General features: G+C 73.6%; 14 protein-coding genes. 5 read left to right on the forward strand and 9 right to left on the reverse strand.

All coding sequences use genetic code 11. From position 1 onward, the window contains the following. Positions 1-133 precede the first annotated feature (133 nt). Complete coding sequence (locus tag QWJ13_RS03405; protein WP_316520361.1) at positions 134-838, reverse strand: HAD family hydrolase; 705 nt, start codon at positions 836-838, stop codon at positions 134-136. A gap of 137 nt (positions 839-975) precedes the next feature. Next, positions 976-4,488, reverse strand: a complete 3,513-nt coding sequence (gene metH / locus QWJ13_RS03410) for a methionine synthase (protein WP_316520362.1) — start codon at positions 4,486-4,488, stop codon at positions 976-978. A gap of 143 nt (positions 4,489-4,631) precedes the next feature. On the opposite strand from metH, the gene QWJ13_RS03415 reads away from it, so the two are divergent. Continuing rightward, the gene (locus tag QWJ13_RS03415; protein ID WP_316520364.1) at positions 4,632-5,726 is read left to right on the forward strand and encodes a glycoside hydrolase family 18 protein; all 1,095 of its coding nucleotides are present in this window, start codon (positions 4,632-4,634) and stop codon (positions 5,724-5,726) included. Positions 5,727-5,999: 273 nt separating this feature from the next. Further along, complete coding sequence (locus QWJ13_RS03420; RefSeq protein WP_316520365.1) at positions 6,000-6,953, forward strand: PAC2 family protein; 954 nt, start codon at positions 6,000-6,002, stop codon at positions 6,951-6,953. 85 nt (positions 6,954-7,038) lie between these two features. Here QWJ13_RS03420 and mshC read toward each other — a convergent pair whose 3' ends face one another. The 6 genes from mshC to QWJ13_RS03450 all read right to left on the reverse strand — a co-directional run bounded on the left by mshC (position 7,039) and on the right by QWJ13_RS03450 (position 12,758). Next, the gene (gene mshC, locus QWJ13_RS03425; protein WP_316520367.1) at positions 7,039-8,268 is read right to left on the reverse strand and encodes a cysteine--1-D-myo-inosityl 2-amino-2-deoxy-alpha-D-glucopyranoside ligase; all 1,230 of its coding nucleotides are present in this window, start codon (positions 8,266-8,268) and stop codon (positions 7,039-7,041) included. A 231-nt stretch (positions 8,269-8,499) separates the two neighbouring features. After that, positions 8,500-9,327, reverse strand: a complete 828-nt coding sequence (locus tag QWJ13_RS03430; protein ID WP_316520369.1) for a dioxygenase family protein — start codon at positions 9,325-9,327, stop codon at positions 8,500-8,502. A gap of 124 nt (positions 9,328-9,451) precedes the next feature. Then, a complete protein-coding gene (locus QWJ13_RS03435) occupies positions 9,452-10,300 on the reverse strand; it encodes an AraC family transcriptional regulator (RefSeq protein ID WP_316520370.1) in 849 nt (282 codons plus the stop codon). Positions 10,301-10,460: 160 nt separating this feature from the next. Next, entirely contained in the window at positions 10,461-11,333 is an 873-nt protein-coding gene (locus tag QWJ13_RS03440) for an SCO1664 family protein (RefSeq protein ID WP_432277414.1), read from the reverse strand. Further along, positions 11,303-11,869, reverse strand: coding sequence for a DUF3090 domain-containing protein (locus QWJ13_RS03445; RefSeq protein WP_316520371.1), 567 nt, complete (start codon positions 11,867-11,869; stop codon positions 11,303-11,305). The genes QWJ13_RS03440 and QWJ13_RS03445 overlap by 31 nt, the downstream gene beginning before the upstream one ends. 196 nt (positions 11,870-12,065) lie before the next feature. Beyond that, entirely contained in the window at positions 12,066-12,758 is a 693-nt protein-coding gene (locus tag QWJ13_RS03450; RefSeq protein WP_316520373.1) for a histidine phosphatase family protein, read from the reverse strand. A 163-nt stretch (positions 12,759-12,921) separates the two neighbouring features. On the opposite strand from QWJ13_RS03450, the gene QWJ13_RS03455 reads away from it, so the two are divergent. Then, a complete protein-coding gene (locus QWJ13_RS03455) occupies positions 12,922-13,902 on the forward strand; it encodes a magnesium and cobalt transport protein CorA (protein ID WP_316520374.1) in 981 nt (326 codons plus the stop codon). A gap of 23 nt (positions 13,903-13,925) precedes the next feature. On the opposite strand, the gene QWJ13_RS03460 is transcribed toward QWJ13_RS03455, so the two are convergent. Next, positions 13,926-14,972: an LLM class F420-dependent oxidoreductase gene (locus QWJ13_RS03460; protein WP_316520376.1), complete on the reverse strand. Its 1,047-nt coding sequence runs from the start codon at positions 14,970-14,972 to the stop codon at positions 13,926-13,928. Positions 14,973-15,211: 239 nt separating this feature from the next. Between QWJ13_RS03460 and QWJ13_RS03465 the strand changes: the two genes are divergently transcribed. Together QWJ13_RS03465 and QWJ13_RS03470 are read left to right on the forward strand one after the other, a co-directional pair. Next, positions 15,212-16,192, forward strand: coding sequence for an aldo/keto reductase (locus QWJ13_RS03465; RefSeq protein ID WP_316520377.1), 981 nt, complete (start codon positions 15,212-15,214; stop codon positions 16,190-16,192). A 59-nt stretch (positions 16,193-16,251) separates the two neighbouring features. Next, on the forward strand, positions 16,252-18,417 hold the full coding sequence (locus QWJ13_RS03470) for a helix-hairpin-helix domain-containing protein (protein WP_316520379.1): 2,166 nt from the start codon (positions 16,252-16,254) through the stop codon (positions 18,415-18,417). The last annotated feature ends 56 nt before the right edge of the window (positions 18,418-18,473 follow it).

An 18,473-nucleotide genomic window follows, 5' to 3' on the forward strand; every position in this document is an offset into this window, starting at 1 on the left:
ACGGTGGTTCAGGGCATCACGGCGCGCTCGACGAGTTGTCAGCCATTGCCCGATATTTCCCCCGGCGTCTCCGATCCGGAGGCTTGCCGGGCCACGTACCGGCCGGTAAGTCAGAGCTGCAATGAGATGACAATCACACTCGCGAAGTGACCAGTGAGCGCAGCAGGTCGAGGTCGACCCGCTCCAGCGAGGACAGCACCAGCCGCCCCGGAGCCGGCTCGATCGGCGCCACCGAGGGCACCGCGATCACCGGGCAGCCGGCCGCCTCGCCGGCCCGCACCCCGGTCGGGGTGTCCTCGATCACCACGCAGCGGGCGGGCTCCGCGCCCAGCCGGCGGGCCGCCTCCAGGTACGGGTCGGGGAACGGCTTGGTGCGCGCCACCTCGTCCCCGCCGATGGTGAAGGCGAAGCGCTCGGCGCCCAGCGAGCGCAGCACGATGTCGATCACGTGCCGCTGCGAGGCGGACACCAGGGCGGCCGGAATGCCGTGCGCGGCAAGGGTGTTGAGCAGCCGCTCGGCGCCGGGCATGAGCGGCACGCCGTCGGCCAGCAGGTCGACGAAGCGCTGACCGACCAGCACACCGAGGTCGGCCGGGGCGATGTCCACCCCGGTGCGGGCGACCAGATAGTCCATCACCCTGCTCATCGGGCCGCCGACCACGTGGGCGCGGTCCGCCTCGTCCAGCTCGTGGCCCAGCTCGGCGAAGAGCGAGGTCTCGGCCTGCCACCAGAAGTCCTCGGTGTCCACCATCGTCCCGTCCATGTCCAGCAGCACCGCCTGGAGCCCGCGGCCGTCCCCGTGGTCGAGGATGCGCGTGGCGGTGGAACTGGTGGTCATGGCGGGTCCTTCCGGCAGGCCCGGGCGTGCCCGGGGAAGGCGCGGGCCGACCCGCTGGTGAGCGGACCGGCCCGTTCAGGATCATCAAGGATACGCCCGCTTCGTCCGGAAAGAGCGAACGCTGCGGGAACCCGGGGTTACCGGGCGTTGAAGTACTTCGCCTCCGGGTGGTGGATCACGATCGCGTCGGTGGACTGCTCCGGGTGGAGCTGGAACTCCTCGGAGAGCACCACGCCGATCCGCTCCGGCTTCAGCAGCTCGGCGATCTTCGCCCGGTCCTCCAGCTCGGGGCAGGCCCCGTAGCCGAGCGAGAAGCGGGCGCCGCGGTACTTAAGCGCGAACATGTCCTTGACGTCCTGCGGGTCCTCGCCGGAGAAGCCCAGCTCGTAGCGGACCCGCGCGTGCCAGAACTCGGCCAGCGCCTCGGCCAGCTGCACCGACAGGCCGTGCAGCTCCAGGTAGTCGCGGTAGGAGTTGCCCGCGAACAGCTCGTTGGCCGCCTCCGAGATCCGGTTGCCCATGGTGACCACCTGGAGGCCCACCACGTCCCGCACCCCGGACTCCTCCGGGCGGAAGAAGTCGGCCAGGCAGAGCCGGCGCCCGCGCCGCTGGCGCGGGAAGGTGAAGCGGGTGCGCTCGGTGCCGTCCTCGTGGAAGACGATCAGGTCGTCGCCCTTGGAGTTGGCCGGGTAGTAGCCGTAGACCACGGCGGCCTCCAGCCAGCCCTCGGTCTGGAGCCGGTCCAGCCAGGCCCGCAGCCGCGGCCGGCCCTCGGTCTCCACCAGCTCCTCGTACGAGGGCCCGTCGCCGGTGCGGGAGGCCTTCAGGCCCCACTGCCCCTTGAACAGCGCGTCCTCGTCCAGCCAGGAGGCGTAGTCCGCGAACGGGATGCCCTTGACGATCCGGTCGCCCCAGAACGGCGGGGTGGGCACGGTGTTGTCGACGGTGACGTCGGAGCGGATCTGGCCGAGGTTGACCTCGGGCTCCGGCTCCTCCACCTCGACCCGGGCGTGCCGGCGCTGCTTCAGCTCCGGCAGGGCCGCGCCGGGCACGCCGCGCTTGACCGCGACCAGCGCGTCCATCAGCCGCAGGCCCTCGAAGGCGTCCCGGGCGTAGCGGACCTCGCCCTCGTAGATCTCGTGCAGGTCCTGCTCGACGTAGGCCCGGGTGAGCGCGGCGCCGCCGAGGATCACCGGGAAGGACGCGGCCAGCTTGCGCTGGTTCAGCTCCTCCAGGTTCTCCTTCATGATCACGGTGGACTTCACCAGCAGCCCGGACATCCCGATCACGTCCGCGTTGTGCTCCTGCGCGGCGTCCAGGATCGCCGAGACCGGCTGCTTGATGCCCAGGTTGACGACGTTGTAGCCGTTGTTGGACAGGATGATGTCGACCAGGTTCTTGCCGATGTCGTGGACGTCGCCCTTGACGGTGGCCAGCACGATGGTGCCCTTGCCCTCGCTGTCGGACTTCTCCATGTACGGCTCCAGGTGGGCCACCGCGGTCTTCATCACCTCGGCGGACTGGAGCACGAACGGCAGCTGCATCTGGCCGGAGCCGAACAGCTCGCCGATCACCTTCATGCCGGCCAGCAGGGTGTCGTTGATGATCTCCAGCGCCGGGCGGACGGTCAGCGCCTCGTCCAGGTCGGCCTCCAGGCCGCTCCGCTCCCCGTCGATGATCCGGCGCTGGAGCCGCTCCTCCAGCGGGAGCGCGGCCAGCTCCTCGGCCTTGGAGGCCTTGACCGAGGCGGTGGAGACGCCCTCGAACAGCTCCAGCAGGCGCTGCAACGGGTCGTAGCCGTCCCGGCGGCGGTCGTAGACCAAGTCGAGGGCGGCCTCGCGCTGGTCCTCGGGGATGCGGGAGATCGGCAGGATCTTGGAGGCGTGCACGATCGCCGAGTCCAGGCCGGCCTCCACGCACTCGTGCAGGAAGACCGAGTTGAGCACCACCCGGGCGGCCGGGTTGAGGCCGAAGGAGATGTTGGACAGGCCGAGGGTGGTCTGCACCCCGGGGCGGCGGCGCTTGAGCTCGCGGATCGCCTCGATGGTCTCGATGCCGTCCCGGCGGGACTCCTCCTGACCGGTGGCCAGGGTGAAGGTGAGGCAGTCGACCAGGATCGAGCCCTCGTCGATGCCGTAGTCGGCGGTCAGCTCGGCGATCAGCCGCTCGGCGATCTCGACCTTCTTCTCGGCGGTGCGGGCCTGGCCCTCCTCGTCGATGGTCAGCGCGATCAGGCCGGCGCCGTGCTCCCGGGCCAGCGAGGCGATCCTGCCGAAGCGCGAGTCCGGGGCGTTGCCGTCCTCGTAGTTCACCGAGTTGAGCACCGCGCGGCCGCCGAGCGCCTCCAGGCCGGCCCGCAGGACGGGCGGCTCGGTGGAGTCCAGCACGATCGGCAGGGTGGAGGCGGTGGCCAGCCGGCCGGCGATCTCCTTCATGTCGGCGACGCCGTCGCGGCCGACGTAGTCCACGCAGAGGTCCAGCAGGTGGGAGCCGTCCCGGATCTGGTCGCGGGCGATCTCCACACAGGCCTGCCAGTCGCCGGCCAGCATCGACTCGCGGAACTTCTTCGAGCCGTTGGCGTTGGTGCGCTCGCCGATCGCCAGGTACGACGTGTCCTGACGGAACGGCACCGCCTGGTACAGCGAGGCCGCCGAGGGCTCCGGCCGCGGGTCGCGCGGGGCGATCGGGCGGCCCTGGACCCGCTCGACCACCTGGCGCAGGTGCTCGGGCGTGGTGCCGCAGCAGCCGCCGACCAGCGACAGCCCGTACTCCTGGGTGAACACGTCGTGGGCGTCGGCCAGCTCGGCCGGGGACAGCGGGTAGTGGGCGCCGTCCTTGCCGAGCACCGGCAGGCCCGCGTTCGGCATGCAGGACAGGCCGATCCGGGCGTTCTTGGCCAGGTAGCGCAGGTGCTCGCTCATCTCGGCCGGGCCGGTGGCGCAGTTCAGGCCGATGTAGTCGACGCCCAGCGGCTCCAGCGCGGTGAGCGCGGCGCCGATCTCGGAGCCGAGCAGCATGGTGCCGGTGGTCTCCACCGTCACCTGCACCAGCACCGGCAGGTCCAGCCCGGCCTCGGCCAGAGCCCGCTTGGAGCCCAGGATCGCGGCCTTGGTCTGGAGCAGGTCCTGGCTGGTCTCGACCAGCAGCGCGTCGGCGCCGCCGGCGATCAGGCCGGCCGCGTTGCGCTGGAAGCCGTCGCGCAGCGTCTCGTACGGGGCGTGGCCCAGGGTCGGCAGCTTGGTGCCGGGGCCGATCGAGCCGAGCACCCAGCGGGTGCGGCCGTCGGCGACGGTGTGGGTGTCGGCCGTCTCGCGGGCGATCCGGGCGCCGGCCTCGGACAGCTCGAAGATCCGCTCGGCGATCTCGTACTCGCCCAGGGCGCTGAAGTTGGCGCCGAAGGTGTTGGTCTCCACGCAGTCCACGCCCACGCCGAAGTAGGCCTCGTGGACGGACCGGACGATGTCCGGGCGGGTGATGTTGAGGACCTCGTTGCAGCCTTCGAGGTTCTGGAAGTCCTCCAGCGTCGGATCCTGCGCCTGGAGCATGGTGCCCATGGCACCGTCGGCGACCACCACCCGGGTGGCGAGCGCTTCGCGCAGCGCGTTCGCGCGGCTCTGCTGAGTGACGGACGGATCGGCTGCGATGGCCATGGGGCGTCTCCCTGGTGCGACGGCTGTCGGCTTTGCGAGCCCGCTTGCTCGGGCACGCACGTGGTCAGGGTATCCGGCCTTCGGGTGGGCCCGCCCTACCGTTCCGTATCCTGAACGCTCGACCGCGAGGGGGGAGCGAGCGTGTGGCCGGATTCCGGATCTTCGCGCAGCGTGTCGGCCGGGTCCTGACGGCCCCGGTCCGCGCGCTGCGCACCCGTTGGCGAGCATGGTCCTGGTGGCGCCGGGCGCTGCTGGTGCTGGTCCTGGCGGCGGCCGTGCCCACCGCCGCACTCGGCTCGGTCTTCGTCATGTTCCGGCTGCACTACACGGGCACCCCCGGCGCCGAGGCCCACACCCGGGGCCGGGACGCGCTCTGGCTCGGCCACGCCTGGGTGGACGGCCGCAAGACCGACGCCGACGTGGCCGCGCTGGGCCGGCAGCTGGCCGGCACCGGCATCCGGGACCTCTATGTGCACACCGGCCCGCTGGAGCACGACGGCACGCTGCCGCCGTCCGTCCACCCCCGGGGCCGCTGGTTCACCGACGCGGTGCACGCCGCGCTGCCGGGCGTGCGCGTCCAGGCCTGGCTGGGCGACGAGGTCAAGCCGGAGCGGGACGCGATGGACCTGGAGGACGGCCCCACCCGCGACCGGGTCACCGCCTCCGCCGGCCAGGTGCTGGACCTCGGCTTCGACGGGGTGCACTTCGACATGGAGCCGATCCGCCCCGGTTCGGCCGGCTGGCTGACCCTGCTCGACCAGGTCCGCCCGGTCACCGCGGCGCGCGGCGCCAAGCTGTCGGTGGCCGTCCCGCAGATCGACCCGGTCCCGGGCCTGCACACGGCCGGCATCCTGCTCACCGACCACGGCAAGTGGTGGGACCAGGCGTACTTCACGCAGACCGCCCGCCGGGTCGGCCAGATCGCGGTGATGAGCTATGACACCTCGATGCCCACCGAGCCGCTGTACGGCGGCTACGTCGCCCGGCAGACCGAGCTCGCCCTGCGGGCCACCCCGGCCGACGTGGACCTGCTGATGGGCCTGCCGTTCTTCTGGGACGACAAGTGGGGCCACTGGGGCGACGCCGAGACCGTCCCGGCCGCCGTCCGGGGCGTCCGGCTGGGCCTGGGCCGGGAGGACCCGCGGCGGCAGAACTTCGGCGTCGCGCTGTACGTGGACTTCGCATCGCTGCCCGAGCACTGGGCGGCGTACCGTGACGGCTGGGTGGACGCAGCGTAACGACTCCACTACTCCCCGCTCGCGCAAGTGACCTGACGGTCCGTCAGCCACGGACGCGCGATATCCGGTGGATCGCGGCGGCCCGCTCCCCCAGACTGTCCCGGTGCCCGGCCGCGGTGCGCATCAAAGCCCGTAGGCTGGGCAGGTAGGGACCATGGAGCGAGGCGTTCCATGGGAGACGAGAGGTTCGACAGTCGGCAGCCGGCCCGTCGGCGCCCGGGCAGGCCAGCCTGGGCGGCGCAGGTCCGACCGCCGACCGGAGGGAGACGCTGGGTGATCGAGCTGGAAGATGTTCCCGAGTTGATCGACCCGGTCATGGTCTGCGCCTTCGAGGGCTGGAACGACGCGGGCGACGCCGCCTCCGCGGCTCTGGCACATCTGGACGAGACCTGGAGCGGCAAGGTGTTCGCCGCCCTGGACGCGGAGGACTACTACGACTTCCAGGTCAACCGGCCCACGGTCTGGCTGGACGGCGGCATCCGCCGGATCACCTGGCCGACCACCCGGCTCTCGGTGATCCGGGTGACGGAACCGAAGACCAGGGACGTCGTGCTGGTCCGCGGCATCGAGCCGAGCATGCGCTGGCGCTCGTTCTGCAACGAGCTGCTGGGCTTCGCCCACGAGCTGGGCGTCGAGCTGGTGGTGATCCTGGGCGCCCTGCTCGGGGACACCCCGCACAGCCGTCCGGTGCCGGTCAGCGGGGTCACCTCCGACCCGGACCTGGCCCGTCGCCTGGACCTGGAGGAGAGCCGCTACGAGGGCCCCACCGGCATCGTCGGGGTGCTCCAGGAGGCGTGCACCCACGCCGGAGTGCCGGCCGTGACGCTCTGGGCGGCGGTGCCGCACTACGTCTCGCAGCCGCCGAACCCCAAGGCGACGCTGGCCCTGGTCAACAAGCTGGAGGACCTGCTGGACCTGCGCATCCCGCCGGGCGAGCTGGCCGAGGACGCCCGGGCCTGGCAGCTCGGCGTGGACCAGCTGGCCGCCGAGGACAGCGAGGTGGCCGAGTACGTCCAGCAGCTGGAGGAGGCGCAGGACACCGCGGAGCTGCCGGAGGCGTCCGGGGACGCCATCGCCCGCGAGTTCGAGCGCTACCTGCGCCGCCGGGAGAACGTCGGGCCGACCGGCGAGAAGCCGGTGTCCGGGCACGCCACGGTGGAGCGGCCGGCCGAGCCGGAGGCGCCGGGCGGCACCCGGGAGAGCCCGGACGGCGCCGAGGAGGAGTGAGCGGCGGTACGGCGAAGGGGCGGTCAGGACAGGTGTCCTGACCGCCCCTTCGGCGTGCTCCGGGTGGTCCGGGTACGTCAGGTGCTCACAGCGCGACGCCGAGCAGGGCGTCCACGGTGCGGGTCACCAGGCCGGGCGCGCCGGTGTCGGTGCCGCCCTCGGCCTCCTGCCGGGCCGCCCAGCGGTCCACCGCGGCCAGCGCGGCGGGCGCGTCCAGGTCGTTCGCGAGCGCCGCACGCACCTCGGTGAGCAGCTGCTCGGCCGCCGGGCCGTCCGGGCGGGAGACCGCGGCGCGCCAGCGGGCGAGGCGCTCGACGGCCTCGTCCAGGGTGCCCTTGGTCCACTCCCAGTCCGCGCGGTAGTGGTGCGCGAGCAGCGCCAGGCGGATCGCCGCCGGGTCGACGCCCTCGCGGCGCAGCGCCGAGACGAAGACCAGGTTGCCGCGGGACTTGGACATCTTGTGGCCGTCCAGGGCGACCATGCCGGCGTGCACGTACGCCTTGGCGTACGGGTGGGCGCCGGTGGCGACCTGGGCGTGCGCGGCGCCCATCTCGTGGTGCGGGAAGGAGAGGTCGCTGCCGCCGCCCTGGATGTCGAAGGACATGCCGAGGTACTGGAGGGCGATGGCGACGCACTCGATGTGCCAGCCGGGGCGGCCGTGGCCGAGCTCGGTGTCCCAGGCGGGCTCGCCCGGGCGGGCGGCCAGCCAGAGCAGGGCGTCCAGCGGGTTGCGCTTGCCGGGGCGGTCCGGGTCGCCGCCGCGCTCGGCGAAGACCGGGCGCATGGCCTCGTGGGTGAGGCCGGAGACCTCGCCGAAGCGCGGGTCGGCGTCGACCGAGAAGTAGATGTCGCCGTCCACCGTGTAGGCGGCGCCGGAGGCCAGCAGCTTCTGGACGATCGGGACGATCCACGGGATCGACTCGACGGCGCCGATGTAGTGGGCCGGCGGGAGCATGCGCAGCGCGGTCATGTCCTCGCGGAACAGGGCCGTCTCGCGCTCGGCCAGGGCGGTCCAGTCCTGTCCGGTCTCGATCGCGCGGGCGAGCAGCGGGTCGTCGACGTCGGTGACGTTCTGGATGTACAGGACGTCGTGGCCGGCGTCCTTCCAGACGCGCTGCACCAGGTCGAACGCGTTGTAGGTGGCGGCGTGGCCCATGTGGGTCGCGTCGTAGGGGGTGATGCCGCAAACGTAGATCCGGGCGGTGCCGTCCAGCGGCACGACCTCGCGGACCGTGCCCGCTGCGGTGTCGTGGATGTGGAGGGGGAGCCCCTGACCAGGCAGGGCGGGAACCTCGGAGGCGGGCCAGGCATGCATGGAAACAACTTTAACCTTGCGAACATTTGAAAGCCTAACCAGTGCGAAAGATCGACTGGTTTCGATCTTTTCCGTTGCCCGAGCGTTTCCCGCCTGGTATTGGGCTGTTTCCACGCCGGTTCCGCGCTGGTTCCGGGCGGGTGAGCGCCCCGGCCCCGGACATGGGTGAGCGCCCGGTCGGCCCTGCCACCGACCGGGCGCCCGGCTCCCCCGGGGGAGCGGTCGGAGCCGCTACGACCGCTGCCAGAGGGCCGGCACGTTCGGCGGCTCCCAGCCGACCATGGCGGTGTGCGCCTGGAGGCAGACGTAGGAGACGCCGGAGTAGGTCACGCGGTCGCCCGCGTTGTAGGAGGTGCCCGCAGCCCAGGTGCCGCTCGGCGGCGGGGTGGTGGGCCCGCCGGTCGGGGTGGGCGTCGGGCTCGGCGTGCCCGGGGTCTGCGGGACGTTCAGCACGAAGTCGAAGCTCGCCTCGCGGGTCTGGCCGTTCTGCCGGACGTTCATCAGCAGCCGGGCGTCGTAGATGGTGTCCGTGCTGTTGCGCGGCTCCCCCGGGAAGTACAGCTGGGTGGTGACGATCTGCCGGCCGGGGGCCTGGAGCTTGACGTGCAGGTGCCGGGTGCGGCCCGGGTAGAGGCCCGGCACGATGGTGTCCAGCTTGTACGCGCCGTTGGCGTCGGTGAACTGGTGGCCGCGGAAGGTGTACGTGACGTTGTCGTAGTTGCCGTTGGTGTCGGCCTGCCAGAAGTCCAGCAGCACGCCGGAGATGGGTTGGCAGGCGCGGCCGAAGACGTAGCCGCTGACGACCAGGTGGGTGCCGGGGCCGTCGTTGACCATCGAGCTGCGCAGCGGGGAGTTGGGCTTGAAGTACGGCCCTTCGATCTGCTCGACGGTGGGGGCGTCGCCGTCGTGGCAGTCGGGGGTGAGCCCGAGCGGCTGTCCGCTGTCGATCTGGTCCCGGGCCAGCGCCACTCCGCCGCCGACCAGCAGCGGGGCGGCCCCTAGCGCGGCGGCGGCCTTCAGGACGGTCTTTCGGCTGATCATGCCGTCGGACGTGGGCATGCGCCGTCTCCTTCTCGTGAGGCGGGGGGGTGGGGCGGCCCTTGCCATGGTGGGGGCATGACAAGGGCCGGACCGGTCACCCGTCCACGCGTGCCGGACCGGCCACCGGTGGCCAGCAGCAAAGTTACGGGCCGTCCGGCGCGACCGCGATGGACATGATCCGGGGATCGTGGTGATTTCCGTCGACCCTGGCCCGGAACTCCCCCGGGGTCATCCCGGTCTCCCGGCGGAAGAACCGGCAGAAGTACGCCGGATCGACGAAGCCGGCCTCCTTGGATACCTGACGGATCGTCAAATCCGTGCAGGCCAGCAGTCGCTTGGCCTCCAGGGTCTGCTGGTGGCGGATCAGCCCGCCGGGGGTGCGCCCGGTGGCCTGCTTCACCAGGGTCTGCAAGTGCCCCGGGGAGACGCCGAGTTCCTGCGCGGAGGAGGCCACCGAGTGCCGCACCCCGCCCGGCCGGGCGATCAACCGGGTGAAGGCGGCGGCCAGTTCGGACGAGCGGCCGGGCATCGTGGGGCGGTCCGGCGGAGCGCAGGCCCGCAGCGCCCGGACGATCAGGATGTGCAGGCTGGCCCGCAGCACGCCCTGGTAGCCGGGCGCCCTGGTCGTGTACTCGTACTCCATGTCGGCGAGCAACGCGCCGATCGCGTCGGCCTGTTCACCGAGCGCCAGGGCCGGGCGGACGGCCAGGGCGCGGAGCGCGGCGAGGTCCTGGGGGTGGCCGAGCAGGAAGTCCTCGTTGAACAGCACGACCCGGCCGGTCAGCTCCTCGGTGTCCGCCCAGTAGTGCACCTGGCCGGGCGTGATCACGCACAACTGCGGTGGCGCCAACGGCCGGTGGACGAGGTCCAGGACGTGGGCGCCGCGGCCGCCGGTGACGTGGACGATCTCGTAGAACGAGTGCCGGTGGGGGAAGCCGGCCCGGGTGAGCGGGCCGATCTCGTCGAAGCTGCCGACGGCGAAGGGGAGCAAGTGGGGCAGCGGGACCTGTAACCGGTGCAACGGCAGGTCCGGCGTGGTTCGTGGGGTGGGGGTGGTCCGTCGCACATCCATCGGAGCAGTGTGCGACCTGTCCCGGGGACAGGTCCAGACCATCTCCCCTCGATCTCACGTGCCGGGCGGATGCCGGGCCCTACACCGGCGGCCAGGGGATCGCGGGCCAGTCCGTGGGCGGCAGCGGGTGCCGCCCGGAGTCGCGCAGCCCGGCCACCCGGGCCCGGGTGGCGTCCAGTTCGGCCGCCGTCAGGTGCGGGGCCAGCCGCTCGGCCAGCTCGCCGTCCAACTGCTCGGCGAGCCGGGCCAGCACCTCCAGCGCCTCGGTGGTCAGCGGATCGCCGGCCCAACCCCAGAGCAGGGTGCGCAGCTTGTCCTCGGTGTTGAAGGTGACGCCGTGATCGATGCCGTACACCCGGCCGTCGGCGGCCGGGATCAGGTGGCCGCCCTTGCGGTCGGCGTTGTTGAGCACCGCGTCCAGCACGGCGAGCCGGCGCAGCCGCCGGTCGTCGTGGTGCACCAGCAGCGCCGTCCGCCCGCCCTCGACCTCGGCCCGGACGATCGGCAGCCAGCCCGCCTCCGGGCCGCGCGGGTCCTGGAGCGCGAGCAACGGCTCGGCCCACGGATCCGGCTCGACCCACAACTGCACCATGCCGGGCCCGTGCGGGCCCTCGCGCAGCACGGTGGGCGGCACCAGCGCCCACCCGGTCGCGGCGGACAGCTCGTACGCGGCGATCTCGCGGCCGGCCAGCGTGCCGTCCGGGAAGTCCCACAGCGGGCGCTCGCCGGCCACCGGCTTGTAGACGGCCTGGGCGCTCAGCGAGCCGTGCGCCACCGAGCAGTACAGCGCGGCGTTGGAGGCGTCGGTGAGCCTGCCGTGCACGGTCAGTTCGCCCTGGCGCAGCAGCGCGAGGGCGGTGGGCACGTCGGCGGCCAGCGCGGCGGCGGCCGTCGGATCGGCCTGCGGCGGGGTGTCGGTGTTCAGCGCCGGTAGCCGTTCGCGCGCGGGCACAGGTGCCCCTCCGGGTCGAGCGGCAGGTTGCAGAACGGGCACGGCTTGCGGCCCGCCGCGACCAGGTCCAGCGCGCGCTTGGCGAAGACCCGGGCCATCGCGCCGGACAGCCGCACCCGCAGCATGTCCGGGCCGGTGTCGTCGTCGGTGAAGACGGCCTCCTCGCCGTCCTCCTCCTCGTCCTCGACCAGCGCCTGGGCCTCGACCACCAGGCAGCTGTCCACGCTGTCCCAGGCCAGGGCCATGGTGCCGACCCGGAACTCCTGCTCCAGCGGGAGGTCCAGCGGGGCGGTGTCGAGCAGGTCCTTCGGGGCGGCGGCCGGGATCGCGGCGTCGCCGCCGCTGCGCCGCAGCGCCTCGTCCAGGACTTCCTCGATGCGCTCGGCGAGCGCCGCGACCTGGGTCTTCTCCAGCAGCACACTGGTGATCCGGCCCCGGGCGCTGGCCTGGAGGTAGAACGCCCTGGCGCCGGGCTGGCCGACGGTGCCGGCCACGAACCGTTCGGGCTGGTCGTAGAAGTAGACCTGACGGGGCACGCTCTCGCTCCGGATCGTGTCGGTCGGCGCGGTTCCGCCGGGGGCGGGCCGCGGCCGGATGGACTCGTTAGTCACCCTACGACCTCCGGGCTCCGGCCGGGGAGCCGAGCCGACGGCCGCGGGCGGGGTGGCACCCGGGGAACCAGCCGGTGACGCCCGGACGGCGCCTCCCCGGACGGCCCGTCGGCGGGGTGGCTCAGGCGGTGCCGCCGACGACCGCGTCGCCGGTCGGGGTGGCCGCGGCCGGGCCGGGCCGAGGGGCGAGCGAGGCGAGGTCGCCGGTGTCGCCCATCCTCAGCACGAAGGGCCGCTGCGGGGTGTAGCGGATCGCGGTGACCGAGCAGGGCTCGACGCTGATCCGCTGGAAGTGGTCCAGATGCAGCCCGAGCGCGTCGGCCACCACGGCCTTGATCACGTCCCCGTGCGAGCAGGCGATCCAGACCGCGTCCTCACCGTGTTCGGCGGCGATCTTCTGGTTCCACTCGCGCACCGCGTCCACCGTGCGGTGGCTCAGCGCGCGCAGCGACTCCCCGCCGGGGAAGGCGGCCGCGGCGGCGTGGTCCTGCACGGTGCGCCAGAGCGGCTCCTTGGCCAGCTCGGCCAGCGGACGACCGGTCCACTCGCCGTAGTGGCACTCCCCCAGCCGCTCGTCCTCGGCCGGCGGGCCCAGCTCGGGCCGGGCCGCCAGCAGCGGCTCCAGGGTCTGCCGGCAGCGCTCCAGCGGGCTGCTGACCGCCTGCGCCAGCGGGATGCCGGCCAGCCGGTCGGCGAGCGCGGCGGCCTGGCCGCGCCCGGTGTCGTCGAGGTCCACCCCGGGGGTCCAACCGGCCAGGATTCCGGCGGTGTTGGCGGTGGAGCGGCCGTGGCGGACGAGCAGCAGGGTGGGCATGGGGTCAGCCTACGGCCTCCGGGCCCCGGCGCGGGCCCCCGCTGCACCCGCCCTCGTCCCGGCCGTTCCGTTCGGGACCCGCCGTCCGGTTCGGTGGGCCCGAGTTGCCCGGAGTTGCCCCGCGCCCGTATCGGACGGCCCCGATCGGGGGACAATGGCCCTCATGATCGTCCACTGCGCCGCCTACCACGACGGCCGCCGGATCGAGGCCCCCGAGGACCTGGCCGGCGCGCTCACCGCCGCCCGCGCGGCCGGTCCGGACGGCTTCGTCTGGATCGGCCTCTTCGAGCCCAGCACCGAGGAACTCGACCTCGTCGGCAAGGAGTTCGCGCTGCACCCGCTGGCCGTCGAGGACGCCGTCAGCGCCCACCAGCGCCCCAAGGTCGAGGCCTACCAGGGCTCGCTGTTCGTCGCCCTGAAGACCGTCGGCTACCACCCGGGCTCCCATGTCGTCACGGTCGGCGAGGTGATGGTCTTCCTCGGCCCGGACTTCGTGCTGACCGTCCGGCACGGCGAGGACAGCCCGCTCAGCGGCCTGCGGGCCACCCTGGAGCAGGACCCCGAACTGCTGCGCTACGGCCCCAGTTCGGTGCTGCACTCGGTCTGCGACACCATCGTGGACGGCTACGTCGAGGTGGCCGCCGCGCTCCAGGGCGACCTGGACGAGCTGGAGGCGGACATCTTCTCCCCCGGCCGGGTCTCCGGCGGCACCGCCGGGCGGATCTACGGCTACAAGCGCCAGGTGATGTCCGTGCGCCGGGCCACCGGCCCGCTGCTGGAGCCGATGCTCGCCCTGCAGCGCGGCGCCCGCTTCGTCCGCCCCGAGGCCGCGCCCTACCTGCGGGACGTCGCCGACCACGTCGCCCGGGTGAACGACCAGGTGGACGGCATGGACCGGCTGCTGTCCGACATCCTCAGCGCCAACCTGGCGCAGATCAGCGTGCAGCAGAACGACGACATGCGGAAGATCTCGGCCTGGGCGGCGCTGGCCGCCGTGCCGACGATGATCGCGGGCATCTATGGGATGAACTTCGAGCACATGCCCGAGCTGCACCAGGTCTGGGGCTACCCGGCGGTGCTGGTGCTGATGGCGGTGGTCTGCCTGGTGCTGCACCGGGTGTTCAAGCGGCACGACTGGCTGTAGCGCCGCTCGAACACCGCTGCCGGTCAGGCCAGTCCGGCCCGCTCCAGCGCCTCGACGCCGGTGCGCAGCGCCTGGACCCGCTCGTCCAGGGTGAACCCGGACGGGGCCAGGGTCAGCGTGGTGACGCCGGCGTCGGCGTAGGCCTGCATCCGGTCGGCGATCCGGACGGTGTCGCCGATCAGCGAGGTGGCGTCGATCAGGTCGTGCGGGACGGCGGCCGCGGCGCCGGCGTAGTCCTTGGCCAGGTACTTCTCCTGGACCTCGTCGGCGGCCTGCTCGTAGCCCATCCGCCGGGCGATCTGGTTGTAGAAGTTCTTCTCCTTGCTGCCCATGCCGCCGATGTACAGGGCGGCGTACGAGCGCAGGCCGTCCACGCCGGCCTTGATGTCCTCGCCGACCGCGAGGTTCACCGTCGGGCAGAGGTCGAAGCCGTCCAGCGTCTTCCCGGCCTCGGCCCGGCCGGCCGTCAGCGGGTCCAGCGAGAGCGCGGCGTGCTCGGGCGAGAAGAAGATGCCGAGCCAGCCGTCGGCGATCTCGCCGGTCAGCTCCAGGTTCTTCGGGCCGATCGCGGCGATGTACAGCGGGATGTGCTCGCGCACCGGGTGCACCGTGAGCTTGATCGGCTTGCCCGGGCCGCCGGGCAGCGGCAGCGTCCAGTTGGCGCCCTCGTGCACCAGGCGCTCGCGGGACATCGCCTTGCGGATGATCTCCACGTACTCGCGGGTGCGGGCGAGCGGCTTGTCGAACTTCACGCCGTACCAGCCCTCGGACACCTGCGGGCCGGAGACGCCGAGGCCGAGCCGGAACCGGCCGCCGGAGAGGGTGTCCAGGGTCGCGGCGGTCATCGCGGTCATCGCCGGAGTCCGGGCCGGGATCTGGAAGATGGCCGAGCCGACGTCGATCCGTTCGGTCTTCGCGGCGACGAAGCTGAGCACCGTCGCGGCGTCCGAGCCGTACGCCTCCGCCGCCCAGCAGACCGCGTAGCCGAGCCGGTCCGCCTCCTGGGCCACGGCGATGTTGTCGGCGTCCATGCCGAGTCCCCAGTAGCCGAGGTTGATCCCGAGTCGCATCTGCCGCACCTTCCAGTGGGTTGGGGTTGTGGGCAGGGTAACCATGCCCACGCCGAACCTGCTACTGGCGAGTAGAGGTGCTCTGGGTCACACCGGCGCCGGTGATCGTTGTGCGGGTCTGCACCCCTGTCCGGGCACCGGCCGCTACGCTCAGCCGACGTGGGGAGCACTCTCCCCACCTGCGCGTTTACAGGGCTGCCGGTGCTCCCGGGAGCACCGGCCAGTGGAGGGCCCGTCCGATGGAACAGCGTCACCTCGGCCGCACCGGCCTACAGGTCTCCCGGCTCGGCCTCGGCACCATGACCTGGGGCCGCGACACCGACGAGCCCGAGGCCGCCGAGCAGCTCAAGGAGTTCGTCGACGCCGGCGGCAACCTGGTCGACACCGCCGACGTGTACGCGGACGGCGGCGCCGAGTACCTGATCTCCCGGCTCACCGACACCCTGATCCCCCGCTCCGAACTCCTCATCGCCACCAAGGCGGGCAGCGTCCCGGAGTCCGCCCGCCGCTTCGACGGCTCCCGCGGCCACCTGCTCGCCGCCCTGGACGCCTCGCTGCGCCGGCTCGGCACCGACTACGTCGACCTGTGGCAGGTGCACTCCTTCGACCCCGCGACCCCGGCCGAGGAGACGCTCAGCGCCCTCGACATCGCCGTCTCCTCCGGGCGCGCCCGCTACGTCGGGGTCTGCGACTTCAGCGGCTGGCAGCTCGCCCGCGCCGCCACCTGGCAGCGCGCCCACCACGGGCGGGTGCCACTGGCCGGGGCGCAGCTGGAGTACTCACTGCTCCAGCGCGGCATCGAGCGGGAGGCGCTGCCCGCCGCGCTGGACGCCGGGGTCGGGGTGCTGGCCGGCTCGCCGCTCGGGCGCGGAGTGCTCACCGGCAAGTACCGGCACGGCGTCCCCCAGGACTCGCGCGGCGCCTCGGCGTACCTGGCCGGGTACGTCCAGCCGTACCTCGGGGAGCGGTCGCGGCGGATCGTGGACGCCCTCGCCACCGCCGCCGACGGGCTCGCCAGCAGCCCGCTGGCGGTCGCGCTGGCCTGGGTGCGGGACCGGCCCGGGGTGGCCAGCGCGCTGGTCGGAGCCCGGACGGTGGCCCAGCTCCAGTCGGCCCTGTCGGTGGAGGCGCTTACGCTTCCGGATGAGATCCGCGGTGCGCTGGACGACATCTCGTCCCCGGTGCACCGCTACCCGGACCAGGGGTGGACCGAACTGTGACCCTTGGCCCGGGTTGTCGAGCAGAACGCGCAGTGGAGTGACCTTTGGAGCGGACGACGATGACTGACACGGGGAACGGCGCTCCGGAGGTGACCGCCGGAGCCCAGCTGACCCCGGAGCAGAAGGCGGCGAAGTTCGCGGAGCTGGCCCAGCGGATCCGCGGCATGCAGCCGGAGGACGCCGCGGAGAGTGCCGCGCGGGCGGGTGCCGCACGGGCGGAGGCCTCGATGCTGGAGGCCTCGACGGAGGACGCTCCGGAGCCCGAGGCGTCGGAGCCGGCTGCCCCGACCCCTCCGGCTGCCCCCGCGGCCCCGGCCGCCCCTGCCGCTCCTGCCGCTCCGGCCCCGGTGGTGTCCGACCGGCAGCGCGGCGAGGCGCTCCGCGCCACCGCCGAGGTGCTGACCGCCGGCGGCGCCCCGGCCGAGCTGGCCCCGGCCGCCGTGACCGCGTTCGGCGAGGAGGCCCCCGAGCGGCTGCGCGAGGACCCGTGGGCCGTGCTGGGCCTGCCCGGCGTCCGGCCCGAACACGCGGACGGCTTCGCCCAGAAACTGCTCGGCCCCGGCGCCGCGCCGGGCGACCCGCGCCGCGGCCGGGCGCTGGTGCTCTGGCTGCTGGAGCAGGCGGCGCTGCGCGGGCACTCGGCCCTGGAGCTGACCGAGGTGGTGGCCGGGCTCGGCCGGCTGCGGATGCCGGACCCGGCCGCCGCCATCGAGTCCGCCGTCGAGAACGGGCGGGTGCTGACCTTCCAGGAGGAGCCGGCCGGCGCCGAGGGGGCCCACGCGGCGGGTGGCGGCGAGGAGGACGAGGCGCCGACCCGGACGCTGCTCGCGCTGGAGGGGCTGGGGATGGCGGAGGTCAGCCTCACCGAGAAGCTGCTCCAGCTGATGGCCACCTTCGTGCCGGGCGAGGACACCGAGTCGGCCGAGGGCGAGAAGGAGGGCGAGGAGGAGGACGAGGCCGAGGGCGAGGCTGCCGCCGAGTCGGCCCCCATCGCCCCCGGCCCGACCGCCTGGGCGGCCGCCGCCGAGGCCGCGTCGTCCTCCTCGGCGACCGCCCTGATCAAGGCCGTCGCCGAGCACCCCCTGGTGCTGCACACCGGCGGCGAGGCCGCCCGCGCCGAGCCGGCCGCGCTGGTCACCGCCGCCCGCGGCCTCGGGCTGCGGGCCTGGGCCGCCACCTGGACCGACCAGGGCCGGGACGCGCTCGCCGCAACCGGCGCCGAGGCCGGTGCCGAGGCCGGTGCCGAGGCCGGTGCCGAGGCGGAAATCCCCGTGGTCACCCTCGCCGAGCTGCTCTCCGGCGCCGCCGGCCCCGGCCGCGCCCCGGACGGCACCCTCGCCCTGGACCTGCTGGTCGTGCTGGACGCCCCGCTGCTGGACGTCGAGCTGGCCGCCACCGTCCTGGAGTCGCTCGCCGACGGCACCCGACTGGTGCTCAGCGGCGATCCGGGCCAGCTCTGGTCGGCCGGCCCCGGCCGGTTCTTCGCCGACCTGCTGGCCGCCAAGGCCTGCCCGGCGGTCGCCTCCCGCACCCCGGACTTCGGCCCGATCGGCGAGCTGGTCTCCGGCGTCGGCGTCGGCGAGCTCCAGCCGGTCGAGGCGCCGGACAAGGAAGTGGTCATCCTGACCGCCAAGGACGCCGGCGAGGCCGTCCACCGCGCCATCCAGCTGCTCACCGACTCCATCCCGCGCGCCCTCGGCATCCCGGTCGAGCAGGTGGTGCTGCTCACCCCGGGCCACGGCGGCCCGGCGGGCACCCGGGCGCTCAACGCCGCCGCCAAGGCCCGGCTCAATCCCGGCCCCGGCCGGTTCGGCGGCTTCGACCCGGGCGACCGGGTGGTCGACTCCCCCGCGCCCGGCATCACCCGCCCGGCCCGGGTGCTGGACGGCGACGCCACCGGGCTGCACCTGGAGTACCCGGACGGCTCGCGCCGGACGGTCCCGCCCGCCGAGGCCGCGCGGCTGCGGCACGGCTGGGCGCTGACCGTCCACCAGGCGCTCGGCCGGCGCTGGCCGGGTGCGGTGGTGGTGCTCCCGGAGGACGCCGCCCCGGCGCTCACCCGGCAGTGGGTCTACACGGCCTTCGGCCGTGGCGAGCGGCACCTGTCGGTGGTGCACGCGGCGGGCCCGGCGCTCGCCCAGGCCGTCGCCGAGCGCCCGGCGCAGCCGCGCACCACCCGGCTGCGGGCGATCCTCGCCGAGAACGCCGCCGACTCGGCGTACTGACCGGTCGTTCCGGCCGCCCCCCGGTGCGGGGCCGGCCGGAACGACACGACGGGCGG

Source organism: Kitasatospora brasiliensis (assembly GCF_032654805.1).
Taxonomy (GTDB): domain Bacteria; phylum Actinomycetota; class Actinomycetes; order Streptomycetales; family Streptomycetaceae; genus Kitasatospora; species Kitasatospora brasiliensis.